Genomic DNA, 20,733 nt, shown 5'->3' with positions numbered 1-20,733 from the left:
CTGACACAGCACGGCGAGATAGCCATGTACCGACACGAGCTATCACGTTCCGTCACCACCGAAAGTGGGCCAGAGCCAGTGACCGTACAGACCCGCACGTGCTGGCGCACCGCCGAGATCTCCACCTGGCGGCGGCCGTCCTCCAGCTCGAAGGCCTTACTCACCGCGGTGCGTTGCCCGGTCAGTTCCTTGACCCGCTTGCCCGGCTCCTTGACCGGATCCAGCTTCAACTGCGCCGGCGTGCCGTCTCGCCCCGGCAACGTGATCGGCGCCTGAGCCGGGCGTATCTCCCCCTTCGGCTCCTCGGCGAACCAGCCGGCCACCTGTCCGGCCAGCCAGCTCGACGCGTGTGACAGCAGCCCGGGCTCGGCCGATCCGCTCTGCGCCGCAGCGGGCGGTGCCGAAGCGAGCGAGGCCACCAGTGCGAGCGTGGTGATGATGACGACGTACCGGCGTAACCGTGCGTGATGTTTAGGTCCGGACCGTTGGGCCGATTGCGGTCGTGGGACGGGTAATTGCGACACGGGCACACTCCACAATGCATGTGGCCCCGAGGGGCCGCGGATAAGGAGGATCTAAAGATCCCTTGAGGCAAAACATCCGCATCACGCCACAAAACGGCACATTCGGTCAAGAACCACAGAAAGTGACCCGCTTAAAGAGTCGAACACACTGTTGAATGGCCTGCGAGGGCCCGACGGGCTGCGAAGATCCGCCCGAAGATGGGGGTTCCAGCCAACCCTCAGAAGATGTAACGGAGAGTAAAAGGTCCAGGTCGCTGAAACCGCTCCGCAAAGTACCTGGGAGTCAACTCCCAGCGAACTCACAGCAACTGACTCAGTCCGTAAACTTTCCTCGAAAACGCCCTCAACGTGCAGAAACGCACGTCAAGCAGGTACGCGGCGACAAATCTTTGCCCGCCGCCCTTGACCGCCGTCACCATCCATGTCTAGATCGATAAGGTTTGCCGTTGCCCACCCACGCCCCGGGAGAACACCCATGCCAGCGACCAGAACCCGTCCACGGTGACGACCCGGCCCCACCAAGCCACCACCGAACGGCGGCACACCCGCGGACAGGCGATCAGGACCGCCACCGTCCTGGCCGGCCTCCTCCGCCATTGCTCCGACGAGCCGCCCGCGCCCGACCTCCACTGCGCGCCGAAACCGCACCACTCCACCCGCTGCCGCCGCCCAGGCAACGCCTCCACGGCACCGCCCCCATACTCCAGCCGCGCTGCCGGACGTCCCCAAGCCGTCGAAACCCGACAGCCGGCCCACTGCGACCGGCACGCAGCAGGCGTCGCTGAGCGCGCCTCCCGAGACCAGCCCTTCGCACACCCCACCCGGCCAAGGCGGACAACCATCAGGACAAGAGAAGAAATCAGCACAACTACCGGTAGATGACCAGCCCTCCCAGGAAGTGCACACCCCGCCCGGCCAAGCGCGGAAGGCGCCATCGCCGTAGTGCGGCTACAGCAACCCTGGGCGAGCATCCGTGGCGAGGTGTCGCAGCCGTTGCCCCTGATCGCCTTCATACGGCTTCCGGCCGAGTAGGCTCACCCGCGCACGACCAACCTCATCAAATTGACCTTCGCCACTGTCCTGTGGGGCTCGAATATTCAGCCACAGCGTCCGACCTGCGGGTTTCGTTGGACACACTGGATCTCCAGCTCTTGAGCCCCACACGGTGCGCACCCCGCTCACGCCACCATCGGTAGGCCGCGGCCCAGGCCGGTGATGCGCAGCAGCCGGGACATGAACGGGCGGGGCGCGGTCAGGGCCACGGTGATGCCCATCGACCGGGCGCGGCGCTGGATGCCGACCAGGACGGCCAAGCCGCCGGTGTCGCAGAACGACACCTTCGACAGGTCGAGGATGAGCAGGCTCGTGCTGTCCTGCAGCGTGCTCATCAGTTGCCGACGAAGCGCTGCACTGGTGAAGATGTCGATCTCGCCCGACAGGTGGACGGTGGTCGGCGTTGAAGGGTTGACCCCGCCAAGTGGCGCGGTGTCGATGGCGGCCATGGAAGTCTCCCCTTTGGAGAAGCTGAAATGAGATGAGATGCCCTCCGGCTGGAAAGCTGACCCGCCGCCGGGTCTGCCTAGGCTGAACCGGCTCGATCAGGTCGGCGGACGGTACGGGTTACGCCGGAGCTGATGGCCGTCTGATGGAGTGCCGCGCCTCCTGCCCGCTGACCGAGCCGCTCTCGCTCTCCCAGCGGGCCACCCTGTCGGCTGTCGCGCGGAGAGCGGGATCGGACGGCAGGTGCGCGAGGGCGAAGATGGCATCGTCGGTCAAGTCGGCGGTGTTCTGGGCGGTGAGCTTGAGCGCGTCCTCGGCAGGGCCGACGGCGGTGTCCGGCGGAATGATCAGCAGGGCGACCGGCTCGTCGGAGGCGAAGAACAGAACGATCACGTGAGGGTCGCCATGCCGGAACCCACCGATGCGGACCGTCCGTCCACGTGCCGGGATCCGACGTGGGATGCGCCGCCACGCGTCCCGATGCACGCCTACCAGCAGCGTAGTCCGCTGCAGCCGCTGGTCGACGGCGGCGATGAGATCGGGTAGTTCGGCGGCCGCGTCGCGGGAGTAGGGCCACCAGGCCCCGTTCACCACGGCTGGCCGCTCCAGCACCGGGTGGAGACTGAGCCGTAGCTCAGAATCGACCCGAGGCATCGCGGACGAGGCGGAGCTCAACGGTACAGGCTGAGAAACAAGTGTTGGCGTCATGGTCGTCTGACCTGTCCAGCCCCAAGAGGAGGGCCGCGGTGAGTGGTTCGCCGGGGGCGACGCAGACCTGAATGCCAACGCTCGAAAAGACCTCGGTATCTTCGACACTACCGCGTGCTTCCGAAATTCTGTAATTCCGGAAGCAGCCCGAGTAGGTGACGTGCTCGCCATCACCACTCACCAGAGCGCGAACTGGGTCATCCAGGCGATAAAGAATCTGGTGATGGATCTGGACGATGCGGGCCGCCGGGCGCGCTATCTGATCCGAGACCGAGACGGGAACCTCCCTGCCCTCATGGGCTCGACGATCTCGGCCTTGAACTCCGGCGTGAACGAGCGGCGAGGACGCGGCTTCTTCTTCCCCATGCTCTCCATCATGGACATCCTTCCGGGGACGAGCCCCTGATCTCGGATGTCCGCCAAACCGGATCAAGCCCACCTCCGCACGTCATCTGCGCCCGGCTTGAACATCAGCCCGAGCGACACCACCCGCGTCCCCACCAGCGTTGCGCCTGCCAAAAACCATAGCCATGCACGTCGAGCAGGCCACGCATCGCATTCGAGATCACTGCAAGTGATCCTGGCTCGCGGACGCAAATCGCCGGCCGGTGACTGCTCGATAGCTGCTCGGACGCGTTCGATCTGCCGTGAGGCTCGAGCCTCATCACGTCATTCTGGCCCACACAGCCGTGCCGAGTAGGGAACAAATGGCACATAGTGCCGATGGTCAAGAACGCATGGTTGCTCGCGTGTACGCAATACAGCACGGCACATGTCGTCACAGGCCGACACGACAGTGGGGAGAATTCCGGCTACAGCAATACAAAACAACACCCGGCGGCACTGAGCGACACCAATCGAGCCGACTCATAATCCGTGGGTCGTGGGTTCAAGTCCCACCCGCCCTACTTCTCCAGAACAGCCAAACCCCCGCCTGACCTGCGCTTTCGCGCAGCGACGGGGGTTCCATGTGTCCGGCTGTCCATGGCTGATGCCGATCGTTTGCGGGCATCTCTCCCCAATGCGTCCCCACGAATTCGTCCCGAGGTGCCCGGCGATCCCGTACCCAGGTAAACCGTCTCGTCCAGATCGGCATGCGCAGGTCAACCCCGGTAGACCTGCTCTCGATGCCAGGCGAAGAAAGGCTCTCGGCTTTCCGACCATCGGCTCGACTTCCGCCCATGCAGCCGCTGGCGGGCGTACTCCCCGAGAGCGGGGTGCTCCACTGCGGCTGTACTGACCAGGATCGCCCCATCGTTCGCGACCGAAACGTAGCCGTGCTCGTAGAGGGCATCACAGCCAAGGATGCAGGCTGGCATGGCGATGTCATCGAGCTTGCGCCGCTCCTCGTCGGAGCAGTGACTCCGCTTCTTGATGTGGGCGGCGACCAAGAAGGCCTTCGGGAGCACCGCGCCGCACAGAGCGCACTGTCCCGACGCGCCAGGAAGCAGCAACCGGCGAAGCACGGCCTGCTCACGACGTCGAGCGACTAAAGGGTGTTGCAGAAATCTATGTGCAGGCAGGTCAGGACGATTTTCGGGCAATCGTGCTCATGCCGTGAGGGCGAGGTTGTGCATGTGTGCGACGGCCTGGACGGCGTGGTGGAGACCAGTTCCCTTCTGTCGACAGTCGCGCAGGATCTTGTAGTTCTTCATCCGGGCGAAGATGTGCTCGATACGGGCGCGGATGCGCCGGTGTTCGGCGTTGTCTTCCTCCTGGGCCCGCAGCAGAGCTCTTCCTGCCCGTCTTCGGTGCGGGACAACGAGGCCGGTGTTGAGGTAGGCGCCGTCGGCCAGGGTCGTGACACCCTCGCAGAGGGCCGGCAGGCCGGAGTCTCGCCACGCGTGAGCGTCGGCCTTGTTGCCCGGCACCGGTCGGCTTGTCGCGACGACGAGCCGGGTGTCGGCATCGATGATGACCTGCACGTTCGCGGAGAAGCGGTAGTTCTTGCTGGAGGCGCCGACATCGCGGTCACGCACCGGGATCAGGGTGCCATCCACGATCCACAGCCGCTCCGTGGCCTCGGCCGGCCGCTGTGCGGGTTCCAGAGCCAGCAGCGGGCCGAGGCGCTGGATGATCCGGCACACGGTGGCCGGGCAGATCCCGAACAACGGCGCGAGTTGCCGCATCGTGAGGTTGGTGCGGTAGTAGACGGCGACCGGCAGCACCCGTTCGGGCAGAGCAAGGCACCAAGGACGCCCTCTGCCGCGCCCCTTGCCAGGACCTTCACCGCCGCGCTCGCGCACCACCCGCAGCAGGCGCTGGAACCGGCTCATCCGCAGCCCAGTGAACGTCTCCACCCACAAAGGATCAGCCCGTAACACCCCACTCATACACAGAAGATGCCCGCTCAACTACTTTCTGCAACACCCTTTAGTCGTGGTGGTCCCAGCGGTTGCTGGCGCCGGGGGCACTTGGCCGCAGGCGCTCCCGCCCCCCGCAGGACCGAGCGACAGTGATGTTCTCGAACGAGCTCTCCGTGGATGCGTAAAGCCCGACGCCGCCGCTGCGGACAACGGTGTCGCGACCCTTCAGGACCTGAACGCCGTTCAACGTCACGGTGATGCGGTCGCCCTGAATCGCCGCACCCAGTCGCACGGGACCTGTCAACGGGTTGCTGATGGATGCCGTGGCCACTGTGACGGGACCCGACGCGTGAGCCTCGCGGATGATGCTCGCGTACTGGGTTCCGTTGCTCGTCTTGCCGACGTGGATCCGATACCCGTACGCGTCCGTGGTGTCTCGCAGCGAGATTCCTGCGTTACCGACGGATCCGTCGATCGTGACCGTGGTCTCCACGACATAGTCGCACGCCTCGGAGAAGCGCGTCGGCAGTGTCGAGTCGGCCAGTACGTGCGCCCGGCCACCGGCAGGCGGCGTGAGGTGCAACTTGCCCGAGGCGACGGACACAGACCCTGTTATTCCTCGCCAACTGGCCTGATCGAGCCCTTCCCTGATCACGATGTTGTCGAAGGTCGCGGCCCGCCGATGCGTAAAGGCGGCCGCACCACCCGTCGGCAGCTGTCCGTCGTCCGCGGAGATCGACGTGTCGCCGACTTTGGCGCTCAGATGCCTCCCGATCGCGGATACGACCAGCTTGTGCGGGACGTTGGCGCCGATCGGCAGTGCGGTCTCCGCGAGAACCGTGGTCGTCGAGTTGTATATCTTCACGAGCTGCAGCGTCGCTCCCGACGTGGAGTTGAGCACTTCGGCCCGGTAGTAGTTGCGGGAATCGTGGTAGCGGAACGCGAGACCGGTACGGGCGGTCGTCTGGCCGCGTACCCCGGGAACGATGTCCGCGGCCATAACCACGTCATCGGGTACGTCCTGCAGCGCCGCGAACGACACCATGTCCGCAGTCGAGGTCTGTGCCAGCTGCGTGTCCGGCTGTGCGCCGGTTAGCGCCCAGGTCCCCTGCACCGGCGTCCAGCCGCCAAAGGATCCGTTGAAGTCATAGACGGTGCGGTCCAGGCTGGCATCGTCGAACTCGTCGTTGAGCACGGGTGCCGGGGCAAAGTGTTCCTCGAGTGACACGGTAATGAGGTTGCCCGTGCGGGTGAACGCGATCGGGGTGTCGTTCACCTTCACCGCATTCGCGTTCGGCGCGTTGATGGAGAGCGTGCCGGTGAACGGGTCCCCAAGCGAGATCCGGGCGGTCGCGCCGCGCAGTTCCACACTGACATCGGACACCACTGCGGATGCGCTGATAACGGTGTTGCCTTGGTCGATCAGCGACGACCCTCTGGTCAGCGCGTACCTGGTAAGCCCGCCGCCCGAAGCACGCTCGAGGTAGGCGGTCTCGGCGTTGGTCGTGGCGGCCCCGAACGCCCTCGACGAGGGAGTCGCCTCGCGCGAAAGGTAGAAGCGTCCGGTCGCGTCCGGCAGGGCGATCTCCATCGCCGTCGCCACGGAGTGACTCACCCCGGGCATGGCGATGCGCTTCGCCGTCGCCGAGGGCGCCGCGCCGGCCTTGCCGGGAACCACGACCGTGTCCAGTCCCGTCGGCCCGGTGGAGGACCAGTCGTACGACAGGTAGTCGACGTCGGTGAGTACCTGCTCGCCGACGCGTACGGCGCCATTCTTGTGGACCCTGGGGGTTACCGCGGCGCCGGCCGTCGCCACCGGGATGAGCCGCACGCCGGCAACGGGCGCGGCTCCCGGCACGGTGTCGAACCCGACCGTGGCGACCTTCGTAGTGGGATTGACGGTCACCGGATCACCGGGGAAGTGCCAGAGCTGCCGGTAGTCGTGCGCGGCGGTGTCACCGGTGAGGTCGTCGGAGACCACCCAGAAGCCGGGCTTGACGAAGTAGACCGCGCGATCGTGCGCGACCGGCCGGTAGCCCATCGCCGCACCGCGGTAGATGTCGAGGCCCGCGTTCGAGCGCCACAGCGACGTTGTGCGGGGGACGCCGGCGGTCTGCGGGACTCCGTCGACCTCGATGGTGTTGTGCGCCTCGGTTTCACGGCGCATCCAGTCGTTCGTCGGAGTCGCGCTGTAGTCCCCCACCCCGGAGTCGACGATCAGCGGACGCCCGTACGCCGCCATCACCAGGCTGAGGTCGTCCGGATGCCGATGCGAGGCAGTGTAACTGGAATTCTGGTTGTTGATCAGCATGTACCGGGCATCGGCGTCCCACCCGGAACGCTGAACCGCGAAGCTGATCGGAAACACCGTGGACGACAGCGTCGGGGCGGTTCCCTCCGTTCGGCCGGAGGCGACCCAGGTGAAATCGGGCCAGGAGTTGCGTACACCGCTCCTGCGAATGGCCGACGTACCCGCGTAGTTGTTCGGCGTGTCGCCAATCGCCGCGGGTTCAAGATTCGGCTGACGGGTCGCGAACAGCGAATCCGCGATCCAGTCCGCCCCCTGGACGAGCGAATCAGGAACGGTTCGCCCGTTGGCATCCGCGACTGCTATGACGGAGTTGAGCATATCCGCCACGTATGCCTGATAGTTGAACGCCGGCTCGCGGTACACACCGTCGCCCTTCAAGTACGCGCGCAGGAACCGCTCGGCCGAGCGCACCGCGAACCACTCCCAGCCAGGCGATGACGAGAACTCGGGCAGGAACACGGCTGCCGCGTGGACGGAGCGGGCCATCGACACGTACCAGTTGTTTCCGGCATGTATCTGCATCACGCCGACGAGGAAGTCCGCCGTGGCGTGCACGCCGGACAGGTACGCCACGAGATCGCTCGCGTCGATGCCAGGATCGGTCCGGAACACGGAGAACGCGCTGACCAGCTGGGCGAGCCGCTTGGCCGCCGACAGGTTGCGGCCCTGCGGCCAGCTCTGATTGTCGGCGAAGAAGTCCAGCGAGATGTCCATCCACGCCGCCGCGTACGCCGCACGCTTCGCCGGGTCGCTCTCGGACACGTAAGCGAATGTCAGTTTGGGCATGAACGTGAAGTCGCTCATCAAAGTCTGCGCGCTGCCCGGGGTGGTCTGCGTCCCACCCCAAAGGTCCTGCCAGTCGATGTCGATCCGCTGCTCGGCGCTGTTGTAGAAGTTGCGGGTCTCGGCGCCGAACCGGAAGATCCCCGCCGCGAGCTCGTCGGGGCCCGAGTCGCCACCGCCCAGGCCCTCGGCCGGAGCCGGGTAATGGACGTCGGCGCGGCCCGCGTAATACGCCTTGAGCTCGCTCGCGGCGCCCGCTTCATCACCGGCGGCCAGCTCAGCCGCCACCGCGCCGAGCCCCGGGCGCGTCAGGTCGAGCAGCCCGCCGAGATCCGACATGTCGGCGACGGCGGCACTGCCCGGCGACAGAACCGCCGCCACCAGAGCCAGCACGACCGCCGCACGGGCCCGACCACGCGTGTACCAACGTAACTTGCTCCGTCTCACCACTGTCTTCTCCCTGAGCCCGTTAGAGTGTCAGCTGAGTCCAGCGCGTCAACCACCCGCCTGCTCCTCGTACTCGGCCTTGATCTTGTTGCCCACCCGGTCCATGAACTTCTTGATGGCCGGCTGCCACGCCGAGACGGGCTTGTTCCCCAGCTGGATCTCCAGCAGCACCGCGTCCAGTTCCTGCTGCTCGCTGGCAGCCTTGCTGGCGGCGGTCTCCGAGTACAGCCCGAGGGTCGGGTCCGCGACGGCGAGCGGGACGCCGGCGACCTGGTGGTCGTGCTGGTCCTGTACGGCCTGTCGGTTGCCCGGCTCGTAGATGACGGGCGATGCTTCGGCGAGGTACCGCACCGGCAGGAATACCTGGCTGCGCCCACCCTCGGTGAGGGTCGGGTCGGAGCCGTTGCGGGTGAACGTCTGGCCCTCGACGCCGTACCGGAGGGCCAGGTACTCGCTGCTGCCGAAGGGTGAGCACAACCAGTCGAGGACCTTGAGGATCTGCTTGATCCGGTCAGCGTTGTCGGTCTTGGTTACAGCGGTGAAGCTGGACAGGGTCGGACCGGGCGTGCGTACCTGCGTCCCTGTGCCGTCGCGGGTAGGCGAAAGCATGCCGGTCAGGCGGAAGCCGGGCACGTCTTTCGCCTGGCCGTAGAACTTGCCCCACCCGGCGTACCCGCCGATGGTGAACGCGGTCGTGCCGGCCAGCATCCACGCGTTGCGCTTCGTGTTGGGCGCGCCCGCGTGGTCGGGATGTATCACCCCCGACTTCACCAGCTCGACGGTGTCCTCGAGGGCCTGCGTGAACTGCGGTGTCGTCCCGGAGTGGGTGAAGACGCCACCTTCGGCCTGCCAGGCGCCGGTGCCGCCGGGCCAGTTGCCGGTGATCCCGTTCATCTCAAGGATCGTGTTGAACGGGATCTGTCCGAACGCCCACCGACCGGCCCGCTCGTCGGTCAGCGCGGCCGCCATCTCCTTGAACTCGGCCCACGAATCGGGCTGGAGGCTGAGTCCTGCCTTGGCCAGCAGGTCGGCCCGGGTGTACAGCACGGTGCCGATCCGTGCCCGCGGCACGGGGATGCCCCAGATCCGCTGGTCGTAGACGGTGCTGCGCCAGGCATCGGTGGGCAGGGCGGCGAGGTTCGGGTAGGCGAGGACCGCGTCCCCGGACAGGTACTCGGTGAGGTCGGTGAATGTCGCCTTCAGCATGGCGGGCATCTGCTGGACAACGCCCTGGATAGCCACCATGTCGGGCAGATCTCCACCGGCGATGGTCGTGGCGACCTTGCTCTTGTAGTCGGTCGAGGGGACGTACGTGATCTTCAGTTCGGTGCCGAGTTGCCTGTTGAGGTTCTGCCAGTAGGGGTTCGAGCCGAGCGCGGGGGCGATCGGGTCGTAGGTGTACGTCAGTGCCGTGACGGCTTCGCCCTTCACCGGTTGTGATGCGGCGCTGGAGGAGGTCGGGTAGGTGAAGTATCCCGGCGACACCCCGGCCGGCTCGGCGGCCAGGTCGGGCGTGGCCGCGGTGACGGGCTTGTAGGTGGGCAGCTTGACCGACCCGGTCGAGCTGTTCGGCGAACTCGGGCTGCCGTCGCCGCAGGCCCCGAGCAGCGGGGCCAGCCCCGCTGCCGCGCCGAGTGCCAGGACGTCGCGGCGGCTGAAGGTGGGTGCCATGACGTCTCCTTTCCGCATTGCGTGGACGACCGGTCAGCCCTTGACGGCGCCGACCATGAGTCCCTTGGCGAAGTGCTTTTGGATGAAGGGGTAGATGAACAGGATGGGCAGGACGGAGATCACGAGAATCGCCATCTGGACGGAGATTTGTGGTGGCAGGTTCTCCAGGTTCGAGCTGAGCTGGTCGGACCCGATCGGGGTGTTGTTGACGACGTAGGTGCGCAGCACCAGTTGCAGCGGCCACTTCTCCGACGACTGGAGGTACAACATCGCGGAGAAGAAGGCGTTCCAGTACGCCACCGCGTAGAACAGCCCGATCACGGAGACGACCGCCTTCGACAGTGGCAGGACGATCCGCAGCAGGATGCGCATCTCCCCGGCACCGTCTATATAGGCGCTTTCCCGCAGCTCGCCGGGGATTTCCTGGAAGAAGGCGCGCATGACGATGACGTTGAACGCGTTCACCAGCACCGGCAGGATCAATGCCAGGTAGCTGTCCAGCAGGCCGAGCTGTTTGACCGTCAGGTACATCGGGATGATGCCCGGGTTGAACAGCAGGGTGAACACCGTCATCAGCAGGATCGGCTTTTGCAGCAACGAGCCTGGCCGCGACAGCGCGTACGCCAGAGCGATCGTGGCGACGAGGCTGAGTGCCGTGCCGACCACGGTGATACCGGCGCTCACCAGCAGCGCACGGGTGACGATTCCTCCGGACAGGACGGCCCGGTAGGAGTCCAGCGTCGGTTCGTTCGTCCACAGCACGAAGCCGCCCGCCCTGTTGACCTCCTCCGGGGAGGCGATGCTGGTCATGAGCACCGCCCAGAACGGCACCAAGACCGCCAGGCAGCCAAGGCCGAGCACGAGTCCCCGCGCACCCACCCCCAGCTTGCTGGGCTCGCCCATCCAAACCGGACGCCGGCTGCGGCCCGAGCGTGGCCGCCGCGGCGCTGTGCCCGCGGCGGGGCGCGCCACGGACACCGCAGTCGGCACAGATCGGCTCGTCACTTGGCGTACACCCCCTGCTCGCCCAGGGCGTGGGCCAACCGGTTGGCGCCGAGCACGAGCGCGACACCGACAATGCCTTTGATCAGCCCCACCGCGGCGGCGGTGCCCCAGTCACCGCCGACGATCCCGTGGTTGTAGACGTAGGTGTCGAGTACTTCGCTGGCACCGGCACCGACCTGTGCCTGCTGCAGGATGATCTGCTCGAACCCGACGGACAGCGAGTCACCGAGCCGCAGAATCAGCAGCAGGACGATCACCGGGCGGATGGCGGGCAGGGTCACGTGCCACAGGCGGCGAACTGCCGAGGCGCCGTCCACCACCGCGGCCTCCATCTGCGCCGGATCCACTCTGGACAGTGCGGCGAGGAAGATGATCGTTGACCAGCCGGTGTCCTTCCAGATCACCTGTGATGTGATCATGAGTTTGAACAACTCGGGTACGCCGACGATGTGGAACGTGGACAGGTCGGCCGAGCGCAGCCAGGCGTTGAGCATCCCGCCGTTGCCGAACATCTGCTGGAACAGGGCGACCACGATGACCCAGGACAGGAAGTGCGGCATGTAGAGGATCGACTGGGCGAGGCGTTTGAGCCGTTCGCTGATGGTCGCGTTCAGGATCAACGCGAGGCAGATCGGCAGCGGGAACACGAAGACCACCTGGATCAGCGTGATGATCAGCGTGTTGACGAGTGCGTTGAGGAACACCGGGTCGCCGGTGAGAACCGGCTCGAAGTTGTCCAGCCCGACGTACGGGCTGTGCCAGATTCCGAGGAACGGCTGGAAGTCCTGGAACGCGATGATGTTCCCGCCGAGCGGCAGATAGTGGAACAGCAGCAGCGCCGTGACCCCGGGAAGCGCCAGCAGCAGCAGGACCCGGTCGCGCCGCCAGCGGTCGCGCAGGCTACGCATCGCCGGTCTCCACCGGTGCAGGCAGGCCGATGGGCCGGCCCGTGACGCAGGCTCGCACCGCCGCCCGCAGCCGGTCGTCGGCATTGGCCGCGACCCTCCTGCTCCGGGCGACCGCGGGCGCCGGGTCGGTGGCGATGTCGGTGACCGCCGCGACGACCGTCGCCGCGGCACGATGGTCGAGCTCGATCATCAGGTCTGGGGCGCCGAGGTCGGCGAACATCTGAGATTTCGTGGTCTCGGTCGGCTGCCGAAGGTAGACGGTCGGGGTCGCATGTCGTGCGGCCAGGATCGGCGAATGACACTCCATGCTGACCACCAGCGACGAGACGGCGTAGACCCCGATCGCCTCCTCCAGCGGCCAGTACCGGTCCAGGAGCCGGACCTGATCGAGCGTCTGTGGACTGAGCAGGCTGGGAAGCTGCTCGTGAGCGAGCTCGACGGCATAGCTCATCTCGGGCACCACGACGGCCGGCAGGCCGCTGACGCGTACCCAGGTCTCGATCGCCGCCGCCAGCACCGCCAGGTCGTGCGTCACGGTGGCCCGGTTGACCGCGTCGCGCCGCATCTGCTCGCGGGTCGGTTCCGTGCCGTAGATCTTCGCATAGGGGGCGTAGCGCAGCCGCGGAACGAAGCAGGCGAACCGACCGGGCTGCAGGCCGAAATTCTCCAGCAGGCGAGCGGCGGCGACGGCGTCAGTGTGGTCGAACGCGAACGTGCCATCCGGCCCGAAGGCGAGGTCGGGCCCGGTTATCTTCTGGCTGCGCAGGGTGGCCAGGGTCAGCGTTTCGCGGCAGTACACGAAGTCGGCGCTGTCGAAACGGTCTTTGACGTCGTCCTCGAGATAGGACGGTGGGAGCAGATCGACCATCTGTGCCAGCTCCGGCAGCGTCGCCATGGTCGGTGGGCACAGCGGATCCACGGTGATCCCGAAGTACCCATACGGGCGGCCCACGTGCTCGCGCCACCAATCGATCTCGGTGCTCTGGAAGGCGTCGGCGCCCGATCCGTGCATCAGGACGTCCGCGCCGTCGATGGCGGCGGCCAACTCCGGGGTGCTCGGCCCGTCCCCGCCGAGAGTGCCATCGACGACGCGCAGGTCGGGAAACGCGTGCCGCAGCATGGATCGTTCGCGCTCCTCCAGCCGCACCGGCCAGAGGATGACCTCGACCTCGGGGGCGAACCGCTGAAACGCCCGCACCACGCCAGGGGAGTGAGCCACGTCGCCGATGTTCACCGTCGCCCAGGAGGACCGCAGGAGGACGGTGCGACGTGTCGATGTCATATGTACTCCTTGTTGACGTAACGTTAAATCAAAATAGGGATGGTGAGACGTTACGTCAAGAACCTAGTAGGCTTCCACCATGGCAACGCAACGTGACGTCGCGCGGGCGGCTGGGGTGTCACTCGCCGTGGTGTCGGCGGTGGTCAACGGCACGAGCCACACCCGGATGAGGGAATCCACCCGCACCCGGGTGCTCCGGGCGATGCAGGAATTGGGTTACCAGCCGAACCAAACGGCGCGCTCGCTGCGACTCAACCAAACCGACATGATCGCGATGATCCTCAACAAGATCGACAACCCGGTCTACGGACCGCTGCGGCATGGGGTCTACGAGGCGGCGGCGGAGCACGGCGCAACGGTCCTGCTGGGCGATGCCGAGACGATGCGCTCCGGCAGCCAGTTCCTGACCCGGCTGCTCAGCCAGGGCACGGTCGATGGCATTCTGATCCGCGGCGAAGGGCTGCTGGACGACGACGTGATGGCCGAACTCAGCTCCCACCCCAAGCCGATCCTCATCCTGGAACATGCACTGGACCATCCCTGGATCGACATAGACGATCGCCGCGCAGGCGAGATCGCTACCCGATTCCTGGTCAACCTCCACCACCGCCACATCGTCTTCGTCGGGGGTTCTGGATACATCTCCCAGCAGCGCTACCTGGGCTACCAGCAGGCGATGGACGCCGCCGGGCTGACACCGGCCCCACACCTGGCCACCGGGTTCGGTGAGCAGGCCGGCGCCGACGGGCTCCGGCAGGCCATGCAGGCGCCAACCGCGCCGACCGCCATCGTCGTCAACAACATCATGAGCGCGGTCGGGGTCCTGGCCGCCGCACGCGACCTCGGCATCACCATCCCCGACCAGCTGTCGGTGGTCGGCATCCACGACGTCGACCTGATGCAACACCTGCGCCCGGCCGTCACCGCAGTCCGGATGCCCATGTACCAACTCGGCCGGGCCGGCGTCGAGGCGCTTTACGACCTGATCGCGGGGCGGCCAAGCGCAGGCGGTGTCATCACCGACCCCGAACCCGAACTGGTGATCCGTGACTCAGCGACTGCTCTGACCCGGATCCGCGATTAGCGTTCGCATGATCGCCCGCGGCCGAGGTGCCCAGCAGATTCCGGACATTCGGCTACATAAGCTGACGGAAGTCTGGAAGAGGTAGGTACGTGACGAGGCGTCGTAGGCAGTTCTCGGTGATCTTGTCTACGGTGTACGCCGTCACCCGACATCTGTTGTCTTTGCCGCGCTGCTGCTACGAAGGAACCCCTCCAAGGAGGCGGAACTGCTGGCGCTTCGACATCAGAGGGCAGTACAGAGGTTGAAAGGTCAGGGTTCATGGCGGGCCGTTGGTGAGGGTCAGGCCGGTGTGTATGACGAAGGCGTCCAGCAGGCTGGACCGGTACTGCATCCGCTTGAGCCGGGTGCGGATCAGCGCGGCGAGCTGATCGAGGGTGGCGGGGGCGAGATTGCCCAGGCTGCGTTTGAGATGGGACCAGACGCCCTCGGTGGGGTTGAGTTCCGGCACGTAGGAGGGCAGGTAGAACACCGTCAGCCACGGACGGGAATTGATCAGGCTACACATCAGCGCGTCTCGATGAGCGGTCAGGTTGTCCCAGACCAGCACGATCGGGCCGCCGAGTTGCTGGTGAGCAGCATCGAGCAGGCGCGCGTAGTCGACCTCGCGAAAGCCCTTCTGCTCGCCGCGACGACCGCGATACAGCAGCATGCGGTAGATCAGGCGGGTGCGCTGTCCGGACTTGAGGCAGATCAGCCCGGCCAGCGAGACGCGTCCGGACCCCTTGCCGGAGACGGTGACGACCGGGGTGTGGCCCCGGCGGGACCAGGTACGGGCCTTGGGCGGCCTCAGCGACTGGCCTGCTTCGTCCTCGAAGCAGATCCACGCGTCCTGGTCCCGCGCCGTTGTTCCACGGTCGGCCACGTCTCCTTGATCCACGTGGCCACTGCTACCTCGTCCCGCTCGGCCGCCCGGCGCTGGGGCACCTGCGGGCTCCAGCCGAGCCGGTGCAGCAGGTAGGAGGTGCCACGCAGGGTGTAGGACACCCGGAACAGCTGCTCGATCAGCGTTGACACCCGCGCCAGCGTCCAACGCTGGTCCTCGACCCATCCGTGGGCGGCCGGCCCAGCGTCCAACGCGTACTCCGTCCCGCTCGGCCTGAAGGACTCTGCTGGTTAACTCATTTTCATGCGGCCAGGGCTGGTTCGAGTTGGGCCAGGTGGCTGATGCGTTTCCGGTCCAGAGGGTGACCGTTCCACCAGGCGTGCAGGCGGATCAGGTTGACGGCGATGGCGCAGACGGTGTGTTCGAGGTGGACTTTCTTGATGCCGCGGTAGCGGGCGCGGCGTAGGCCGGTGACGGTGACGGCTTGATGGATGGTGGCCTCGATGCCGCACCGGAGGGCGTAGCGGTCGCGCCAGGCGGGGGTGGTCTGTTCGGCGCGGGCGGCGTCGAGGGTTTCCTGGATCGCCCGGGGGTGCAGGGTGAGGTGGCGGCCGCTGCGCTGGGCGCTGGTGCACAAGGTCCGCACCGGGCAGGGACGGCATGAGGTTCCCCCAGTAGCAGGGCTCGACGCAAGGGATCCGCGAGCGAGACACGGCCGGCCTGATTACAGACCCGTCCAAACACCGGTCAAGCTGGCAGCAGAGCGTCTACTCATTCACAGTCACCGCCGTTCCAACCTCCTGCGATGTCCACGATTTGCCGGACGAGACGGCGTAGACAGGTGCGCCGAAGGGGGTGCGGATCAAACGACCGTAGCCTCGGTTGGCTCGCCAGCCTGGCGCACAAGAACCAGAAACTCGCCGCTCGGCATGGCATCGAACAGTGAGCATGCAGCGGGTCCTGGGCCGATGCCCAGAACCCACCGCAGTTCGATGTCGTAGGGATCAGAAGTCGAATTCTCCCTTTTTGGCGCCGTCAATGAACGCGCCCCAGACCGAGGACGATACGACGTATGCGGGCAGGTCGGGGCGTTCGGAGTCTCGCAGGCCCACGCGCCCGTCACCCAAGGGCGCCACTTCGATGCAGTCGCCGCTGTCGCCAGAGCGGGTCGCCTTGCGCCATTCGGCGGTCTTGAGGAGCTCTTTGGTCAGTTCGTCCATTTCTCTGCCATCTCCTTAATCAGCTGCAGCGAGGCACGACGGGGTAGGGCCTCGTTGTGCAACATCTCGTACTTCAACCTGACTTCCCGGACCCGCCCACTGTCAGCGGTGATCTGACCCATGGTGATCGACTCTAGATAGGCCATATCCGGCATTCCCGGCCCACCAGCGAGGATGAATGCTCCCTGCAGGCCGGTAGTCAGCCAGGAGTTTCGCGGGAGCACGCGGACGTTGATACGGGGATGTTCGTCCAGTGCGGCCAACTGTGCCATCTGTTCGGCCATCACCGCCTCGCTGCCCGTCGGTCGAGTTAGGACACCCTCGTCCAGTATTGCCCATAGAGTAGGCCCAACTTCCCGATGCAGAACATGCTGGCGCTCCATGCGTGCGGCGACGTTCTGCTCGACCTCCTCGTCCGTGATGGCGGGCTTGCCACGGAAGATGGCCCGCGCGTATGCCTGAGTCTGGAGCAAGCCGGGGACGATCAGCGGCTGCCAGGTGCGGAGGATGTCTGCTTGCTGTTCGATCTCCGCCAGCTGAGCGAGCCAGACCGGCCAATGTGAGGCGCGTTTGACGGTCTCGCGCCAGCGCGCCAGCAGTCCCCCCTCCGCGCCCAGCGCGGTGTCGGCGGCGTGGGCGAAGTCTTCGTCGGCCGGGCGTTCTCCGCGTTCGACCATGCTGATCTTCGAGACTGACCAGCCGAGCATCGCGGCGAGTTCTTTCTGCCGCTTACCCGCAGCTATGCGGTATTCGCGAAGATATACACCGAATTCCGCTCTGGGCGCTTTTAGCGCGGATTCCGGCTCGGTGTCTTCCAAGGCAGAATGCCTCCCTCCCATTGGCACACGAGAAACGCACGCGACATGTGTGTTAGCACACTTAGTTCGTGCCTGGGAAGTGCTTTGCAATACATCCCGTAGACAGAGGTTTTCTGGGATGGTCTCTTCAGGCCAGCTCGACGTATCGCAGTCAGCCACACAAAGAGATGATCGTGCGTGCACGCGCCATTCTCATTCTTCTCGTAAACGGCATGGCTGATGATCGAGGATAAGCGAGGCGGATTCAATGATCTACGACATTTCCCCCTCCGAGCTTCAGACCATCGGGACCATCCGGCTAGCGCACAGCGGCCGGGCCCCATATCGGGCTCGGCAAACTGTCAGCGTTTGGCTGGAGTCTGAGCATCCCGCCCGGGAGATCGCGGTCTTGGCCACATCGGAGCTGGTCACCAACGCGGTGAGGTACGCCGACGCCCCCAGCTCCAGTGCCGGTCCTGGTGGCAGTCCGGAGACGATCATGCTCGAGCTGTATCAGGGGCGCGACTACCTGCGACTGGCGGTGACCGATCCCGGATCGTCCTGTTCCAAGCCGTCCCGTATCCCGCTCCAGGCGCCAAGCCTGGACGCCGAGCGGGGGCGGGGACTGGCGATCGTGGAGACCCTGTCACGTAACCGGTGGGGTAGCTACCGAGTGCCCCCGGACGGGCTGCGCTTGGTGTGGTGCCACCTCGACCTCAACCCGACACCAGCGCAGATCGAGGAGTTGTTCCGCTCCCCGTATAGCTGACCCGCCTCAGCTCACTCAAGGGTTCCTACCGGCCCGAAGGTCAGAGAGCTGTGGTGCACCACCGTCTCCTACCAAGTTCATCCCGCTGATCGGCACCGCCACCTTGGTCGGCTGACTCACCGCTCCGGGCAGGACCCGCTTCGGTGACGATCACGGAACCCATTGGCACGCCGAACCCTCATCCCTGTCTAGCTCGGGCACTGCAAGCGGATCCGCTACCGGGCTGCTCGTAGCCGCTTCCAGCTCGCCCGGCCCCCGGAACCTTCCCCTGTTCTGTCTCCCTCGTGAATGGAGTTTCTGGTCATGTCTCGCCAGAAGACGATCATTGTGCTGGCTGTGTTGCTGACCGCCGGCGACATCGTCTTCGCCTTGCTGGCGCCTGCCAGCATGACCAAGCCGGTGTCTCTGGCCCTGGTCATTGCCCTGCTGATCGGCTACCTCTCTGCCGCTCTGTGGTCGATCTACCGCGCCCGGCGAGCCGCCGGCCGCAACCAGGCCCAGCCGGAACACCCTCAGCCGCCGCACCCGCCTGCCCCGTGAACAGCAGGCCATCCCTCTCCCCACCACCCGTCCATCCTTTGGAGCCAGCCATGCCCGAGCCTGTTACCCCCGCCATAGCCGCGCAAGCCGCCACCCACCTCACCAACCTGCAGGAACTCCTGCACAAGCTCGGGCTGCACGCCCGCCTGCTCACCCCGGACCAACGGCTACCGTGCCTACGGGTGATCAACCCTCAAGCCACCACCCTGTCGGAGATCATCTCCGCCGCACCGATGGACGACCGGTGGCTGTTTTGGTGGTCATGGCCCGAACCCATCAACGACGTCACCGACCCCGCCACAGCCGCCAAACGCATCAGCCACGTCCTGGCCACCACACCGGCGGGCGCCGCATAACCACGGTCAGCGCCACACAACCGACGCTCACACCGACGCCTGATACCGACCGCCCGGCATCCCAAGGAAGCTCGTCAGTAGCGGGGTTGCGTCCCTCTGGGTCGTCTACGTGCCCGTCGCGATAGCTCCCAGCACCCACGGTCACCCCTCAAAGTGCCAAGTGCCACGAGTGTGTCAGTGGGCATTGCCACCGGATGTCAGTGGCTCCGCCACGAAAGTGTCAGCAACAGCCCAGAGAGGGCCACCCGCCAAGGTGATCGACAGTGCCGACCGTTGAAGGCCTCACTCACGGGATTGGGTAGCGGCCAGGAGCGTTGCGGTCCGGCGCGGCGATGGCAGTTCCTTCAATGCCGGGGGCCTTGGCGGTCAGCCTGGAGCCAGCATCGACAGCCGGTTGGCCAGCACCCGGACACCGTCACCGCGCCCCGCTCCAATCGAAGCTACTTCCCGGGCCAGCGCCTTCTCCGAGCTGGGTGCCGGAGGTACGCGTGAGGGGCACGGCGCAGCCGTTCCCACGCACTGACCCTCTGCCTGGGCAGGACCTCCGGCAAGCGCCCGCATCCGATCCAACAGTTGAGGGTCGACCTCGCGGGCGGCGTCGGCCAGCGTGCGGTGCAGGCGTTCAGCCGCCTCGGCCCGCACCGTCACCACCAACCGGGGCCAGCATGCTCGCCCCCGGCAACGACTCCCGGTTGCGGCGCAGTCACGCCACCGGTTCGGATGGGGGCTCCAAGCTGAGTGAGCTCGTGAGCTGGGGCGTAGTGAGTCGAGGCCGAAGGATTCGAGCGATCTCGTCGACGGTCTTGGTCATGGCGGCGGTGCCGAGGGGGCGGACCCAGAACAGGACACGATCGACGCCCGCGGCCGCGTACGCGGCGACGTCGTCGAGGTCGCCGCCGAACAGCGTGACGGGGATCGGCTCGTCGGAGCCGGGTTTGCGGGCGGTCCGCTTGAACTCGGCGATGTGGTCCAGGACGCCGGGGCGAACCATGGGGATCCACTCGTCGCCATAGGCGACGACCCGGTCGGCGACGGTGGGGCCGTTGCCCGCGACGAGGATCGGCGGGTGGGGACGTTGGACGGGTTTCGGCCACGAGGTGACGTGCTCAAAGTTCACGAAGTCACCGTGGTAGGCGGCGATGTCGCTGGTCCAGATCTCCTTCATGGACTCGACGCGTTCGCGCATGACCTTCCAGCGGGTGGCGGGCTCGGTGCCGTGGTTGCGCATCTCCTGGTTGATCCAGCCGGGGCCGACGCCGAAATTCATCCGGCCGTTCGACAGGACGTCGACGGAGGCGACCTCCTTGGCCGTGACGATCGGGTCCCGCTCGGTGACCAGCAGGACGGCCGTGCCGATCTGGAGCGTGGTGGTGGCCTGGGCGATCGCGCCGAGTGCGACGAAGGCGTCCATGCCGTTCTTGAACTCCGGCGCGAGGTCGAGCACGTCGTAGCGCTCGGGGGTGACGGCGGGGATGTGGGTGTGGTCGGGCATGAACAGCGACTCGAACCCGCGCTCCTCCAGCAGTCGGCCGAAGGCGCCGGGCGGGATCGCGTCGCGGGTGGGGAACATGATGAATCCGAACTTCATGGCTGCCCTCCTTCACGGGTCCGACCAGTGTATTTCGACTCCCATCATAGTTTGACAACCATCGACATTCGGGGTTGTCTAAGGAGCCGACAACGGTCACACCCGGGAAGG

The 20,733-nt window shown here is 66.1% G+C and carries 20 protein-coding genes and 1 pseudogene; 6 read left to right on the top strand and 15 right to left on the bottom strand.

Annotation, left to right across the window (positions count from 1 at the left end):
• From ACWDRB_RS66425 to ACWDRB_RS66415, 3 genes are all read right to left on the bottom strand, one after another.
• On the bottom strand, nt 1-419 hold a 419-nt coding region (locus ACWDRB_RS66425), incomplete at its 3' end, for a hypothetical protein (RefSeq protein ID WP_449912482.1).
• A gap of 1,283 nt (nt 420-1,702) precedes the next feature.
• Nucleotides 1,703-2,026 (bottom strand): STAS domain-containing protein, encoded by a 324-nt coding sequence (locus tag ACWDRB_RS66420; protein ID WP_449912480.1) that lies wholly within the window; start codon nt 2,024-2,026, stop codon nt 1,703-1,705.
• Nucleotides 2,027-2,144: 118 nt separating this feature from the next.
• A complete protein-coding gene (locus ACWDRB_RS66415; RefSeq protein WP_449912483.1) occupies nt 2,145-2,678 on the bottom strand; it encodes a DUF5994 family protein in 534 nt (177 codons plus the stop codon).
• Nucleotides 2,679-2,892: 214 nt separating this feature from the next.
• On the opposite strand from ACWDRB_RS66415, the gene ACWDRB_RS66410 reads away from it, so the two are divergent.
• Nucleotides 2,893-3,138, top strand: coding sequence for a hypothetical protein (locus tag ACWDRB_RS66410; protein WP_449912478.1), 246 nt, complete (start codon nt 2,893-2,895; stop codon nt 3,136-3,138).
• 775 nt (nt 3,139-3,913) lie between these two features.
• On the top strand, nt 3,914-4,225 hold the full coding sequence (locus ACWDRB_RS66405; protein ID WP_449912477.1) for a hypothetical protein: 312 nt from the start codon (nt 3,914-3,916) through the stop codon (nt 4,223-4,225).
• Nucleotides 4,226-4,282: 57 nt separating this feature from the next.
• Here ACWDRB_RS66405 and ACWDRB_RS66400 read toward each other — a convergent pair whose 3' ends face one another.
• The 6 genes from ACWDRB_RS66400 to ACWDRB_RS66375 all read right to left on the bottom strand — a co-directional run bounded on the left by ACWDRB_RS66400 (nt 4,283) and on the right by ACWDRB_RS66375 (nt 13,445).
• Nucleotides 4,283-5,065 carry a transposase gene (locus ACWDRB_RS66400; protein WP_449912476.1) on the bottom strand — a complete coding sequence of 261 codons (783 nt, stop codon included), beginning with the start codon at nt 5,063-5,065 and terminating at the stop codon, nt 4,283-4,285.
• Between the two features lie 40 nt (nt 5,066-5,105).
• Nucleotides 5,106-8,525 carry an alginate lyase family protein gene (locus ACWDRB_RS66395; protein WP_449912474.1) on the bottom strand — a complete coding sequence of 1,140 codons (3,420 nt, stop codon included), beginning with the start codon at nt 8,523-8,525 and terminating at the stop codon, nt 5,106-5,108.
• 102 nt (nt 8,526-8,627) lie between these two features.
• Complete coding sequence (locus ACWDRB_RS66390) at nt 8,628-10,250, bottom strand: extracellular solute-binding protein (RefSeq protein ID WP_449912472.1); 1,623 nt, start codon at nt 10,248-10,250, stop codon at nt 8,628-8,630.
• A 33-nt stretch (nt 10,251-10,283) separates the two neighbouring features.
• Nucleotides 10,284-11,153 (bottom strand): carbohydrate ABC transporter permease, encoded by an 870-nt coding sequence (locus ACWDRB_RS66385; RefSeq protein WP_350740487.1) that lies wholly within the window; start codon nt 11,151-11,153, stop codon nt 10,284-10,286.
• A gap of 98 nt (nt 11,154-11,251) precedes the next feature.
• On the bottom strand, nt 11,252-12,163 hold the full coding sequence (locus ACWDRB_RS66380; RefSeq protein WP_449912470.1) for an ABC transporter permease: 912 nt from the start codon (nt 12,161-12,163) through the stop codon (nt 11,252-11,254).
• Nucleotides 12,156-13,445, bottom strand: a complete 1,290-nt coding sequence (locus ACWDRB_RS66375) for a polysaccharide pyruvyl transferase family protein (protein WP_449912469.1) — start codon at nt 13,443-13,445, stop codon at nt 12,156-12,158. The genes ACWDRB_RS66380 and ACWDRB_RS66375 overlap by 8 nt, the downstream gene beginning before the upstream one ends.
• A 79-nt stretch (nt 13,446-13,524) precedes the next feature.
• Between ACWDRB_RS66375 and ACWDRB_RS66370 the strand changes: the two genes are divergently transcribed.
• Complete coding sequence (locus ACWDRB_RS66370; RefSeq protein ID WP_449912468.1) at nt 13,525-14,529, top strand: LacI family DNA-binding transcriptional regulator; 1,005 nt, start codon at nt 13,525-13,527, stop codon at nt 14,527-14,529.
• A gap of 256 nt (nt 14,530-14,785) precedes the next feature.
• On the opposite strand, the gene ACWDRB_RS66365 is transcribed toward ACWDRB_RS66370, so the two are convergent.
• The 5 genes and pseudogenes from ACWDRB_RS66365 to ACWDRB_RS66345 form a co-directional block, all read right to left on the bottom strand.
• Nucleotides 14,786-15,391: a transposase gene (locus ACWDRB_RS66365; protein WP_449912466.1), complete on the bottom strand. Its 606-nt coding sequence runs from the start codon at nt 15,389-15,391 to the stop codon at nt 14,786-14,788.
• On the bottom strand, nt 15,316-15,603 hold the full coding sequence (locus ACWDRB_RS66360) for a helix-turn-helix domain-containing protein (protein WP_449912465.1): 288 nt from the start codon (nt 15,601-15,603) through the stop codon (nt 15,316-15,318). Before ACWDRB_RS66360 ends, ACWDRB_RS66365 begins: the two co-directional genes overlap by 76 nt.
• Before the next feature lie 50 nt (nt 15,604-15,653).
• Nucleotides 15,654-16,007 (bottom strand): annotated as a pseudogene (locus tag ACWDRB_RS66355) (transposase); the annotation flags it as partial.
• A 349-nt stretch (nt 16,008-16,356) separates the two neighbouring features.
• Entirely contained in the window at nt 16,357-16,572 is a 216-nt protein-coding gene (locus tag ACWDRB_RS66350; RefSeq protein WP_285778368.1) for a DUF397 domain-containing protein, read from the bottom strand.
• Complete coding sequence (locus ACWDRB_RS66345) at nt 16,560-17,390, bottom strand: helix-turn-helix domain-containing protein (protein WP_449912462.1); 831 nt, start codon at nt 17,388-17,390, stop codon at nt 16,560-16,562. The genes ACWDRB_RS66350 and ACWDRB_RS66345 overlap by 13 nt, the downstream gene beginning before the upstream one ends.
• A gap of 247 nt (nt 17,391-17,637) precedes the next feature.
• Between ACWDRB_RS66345 and ACWDRB_RS66340 the strand changes: the two genes are divergently transcribed.
• The 3 genes from ACWDRB_RS66340 to ACWDRB_RS66330 all read left to right on the top strand — a co-directional run bounded on the left by ACWDRB_RS66340 (nt 17,638) and on the right by ACWDRB_RS66330 (nt 19,034).
• The gene (locus ACWDRB_RS66340) at nt 17,638-18,138 is read left to right on the top strand and encodes an ATP-binding protein (RefSeq protein ID WP_449912461.1); all 501 of its coding nucleotides are present in this window, start codon (nt 17,638-17,640) and stop codon (nt 18,136-18,138) included.
• Between the two features lie 288 nt (nt 18,139-18,426).
• The gene (locus tag ACWDRB_RS66335; RefSeq protein ID WP_449912459.1) at nt 18,427-18,678 is read left to right on the top strand and encodes a hypothetical protein; all 252 of its coding nucleotides are present in this window, start codon (nt 18,427-18,429) and stop codon (nt 18,676-18,678) included.
• 50 nt (nt 18,679-18,728) lie between these two features.
• Entirely contained in the window at nt 18,729-19,034 is a 306-nt protein-coding gene (locus tag ACWDRB_RS66330; protein ID WP_449912458.1) for a hypothetical protein, read from the top strand.
• Between the two features lie 703 nt (nt 19,035-19,737).
• Here ACWDRB_RS66330 and ACWDRB_RS66325 read toward each other — a convergent pair.
• The gene (locus tag ACWDRB_RS66325; RefSeq protein ID WP_449912456.1) at nt 19,738-20,622 is read right to left on the bottom strand and encodes an LLM class F420-dependent oxidoreductase; all 885 of its coding nucleotides are present in this window, start codon (nt 20,620-20,622) and stop codon (nt 19,738-19,740) included.
• Between the last annotated feature and the right edge of the window lie 111 nt (nt 20,623-20,733).

The sequence above is a fragment of the Nonomuraea sp. NPDC003707 genome (genome assembly GCF_053587055.1).
The sequence above is the reverse complement of the archived record's forward strand: the minus strand, read 5'-3'. Positions and strand labels throughout refer to the sequence as shown.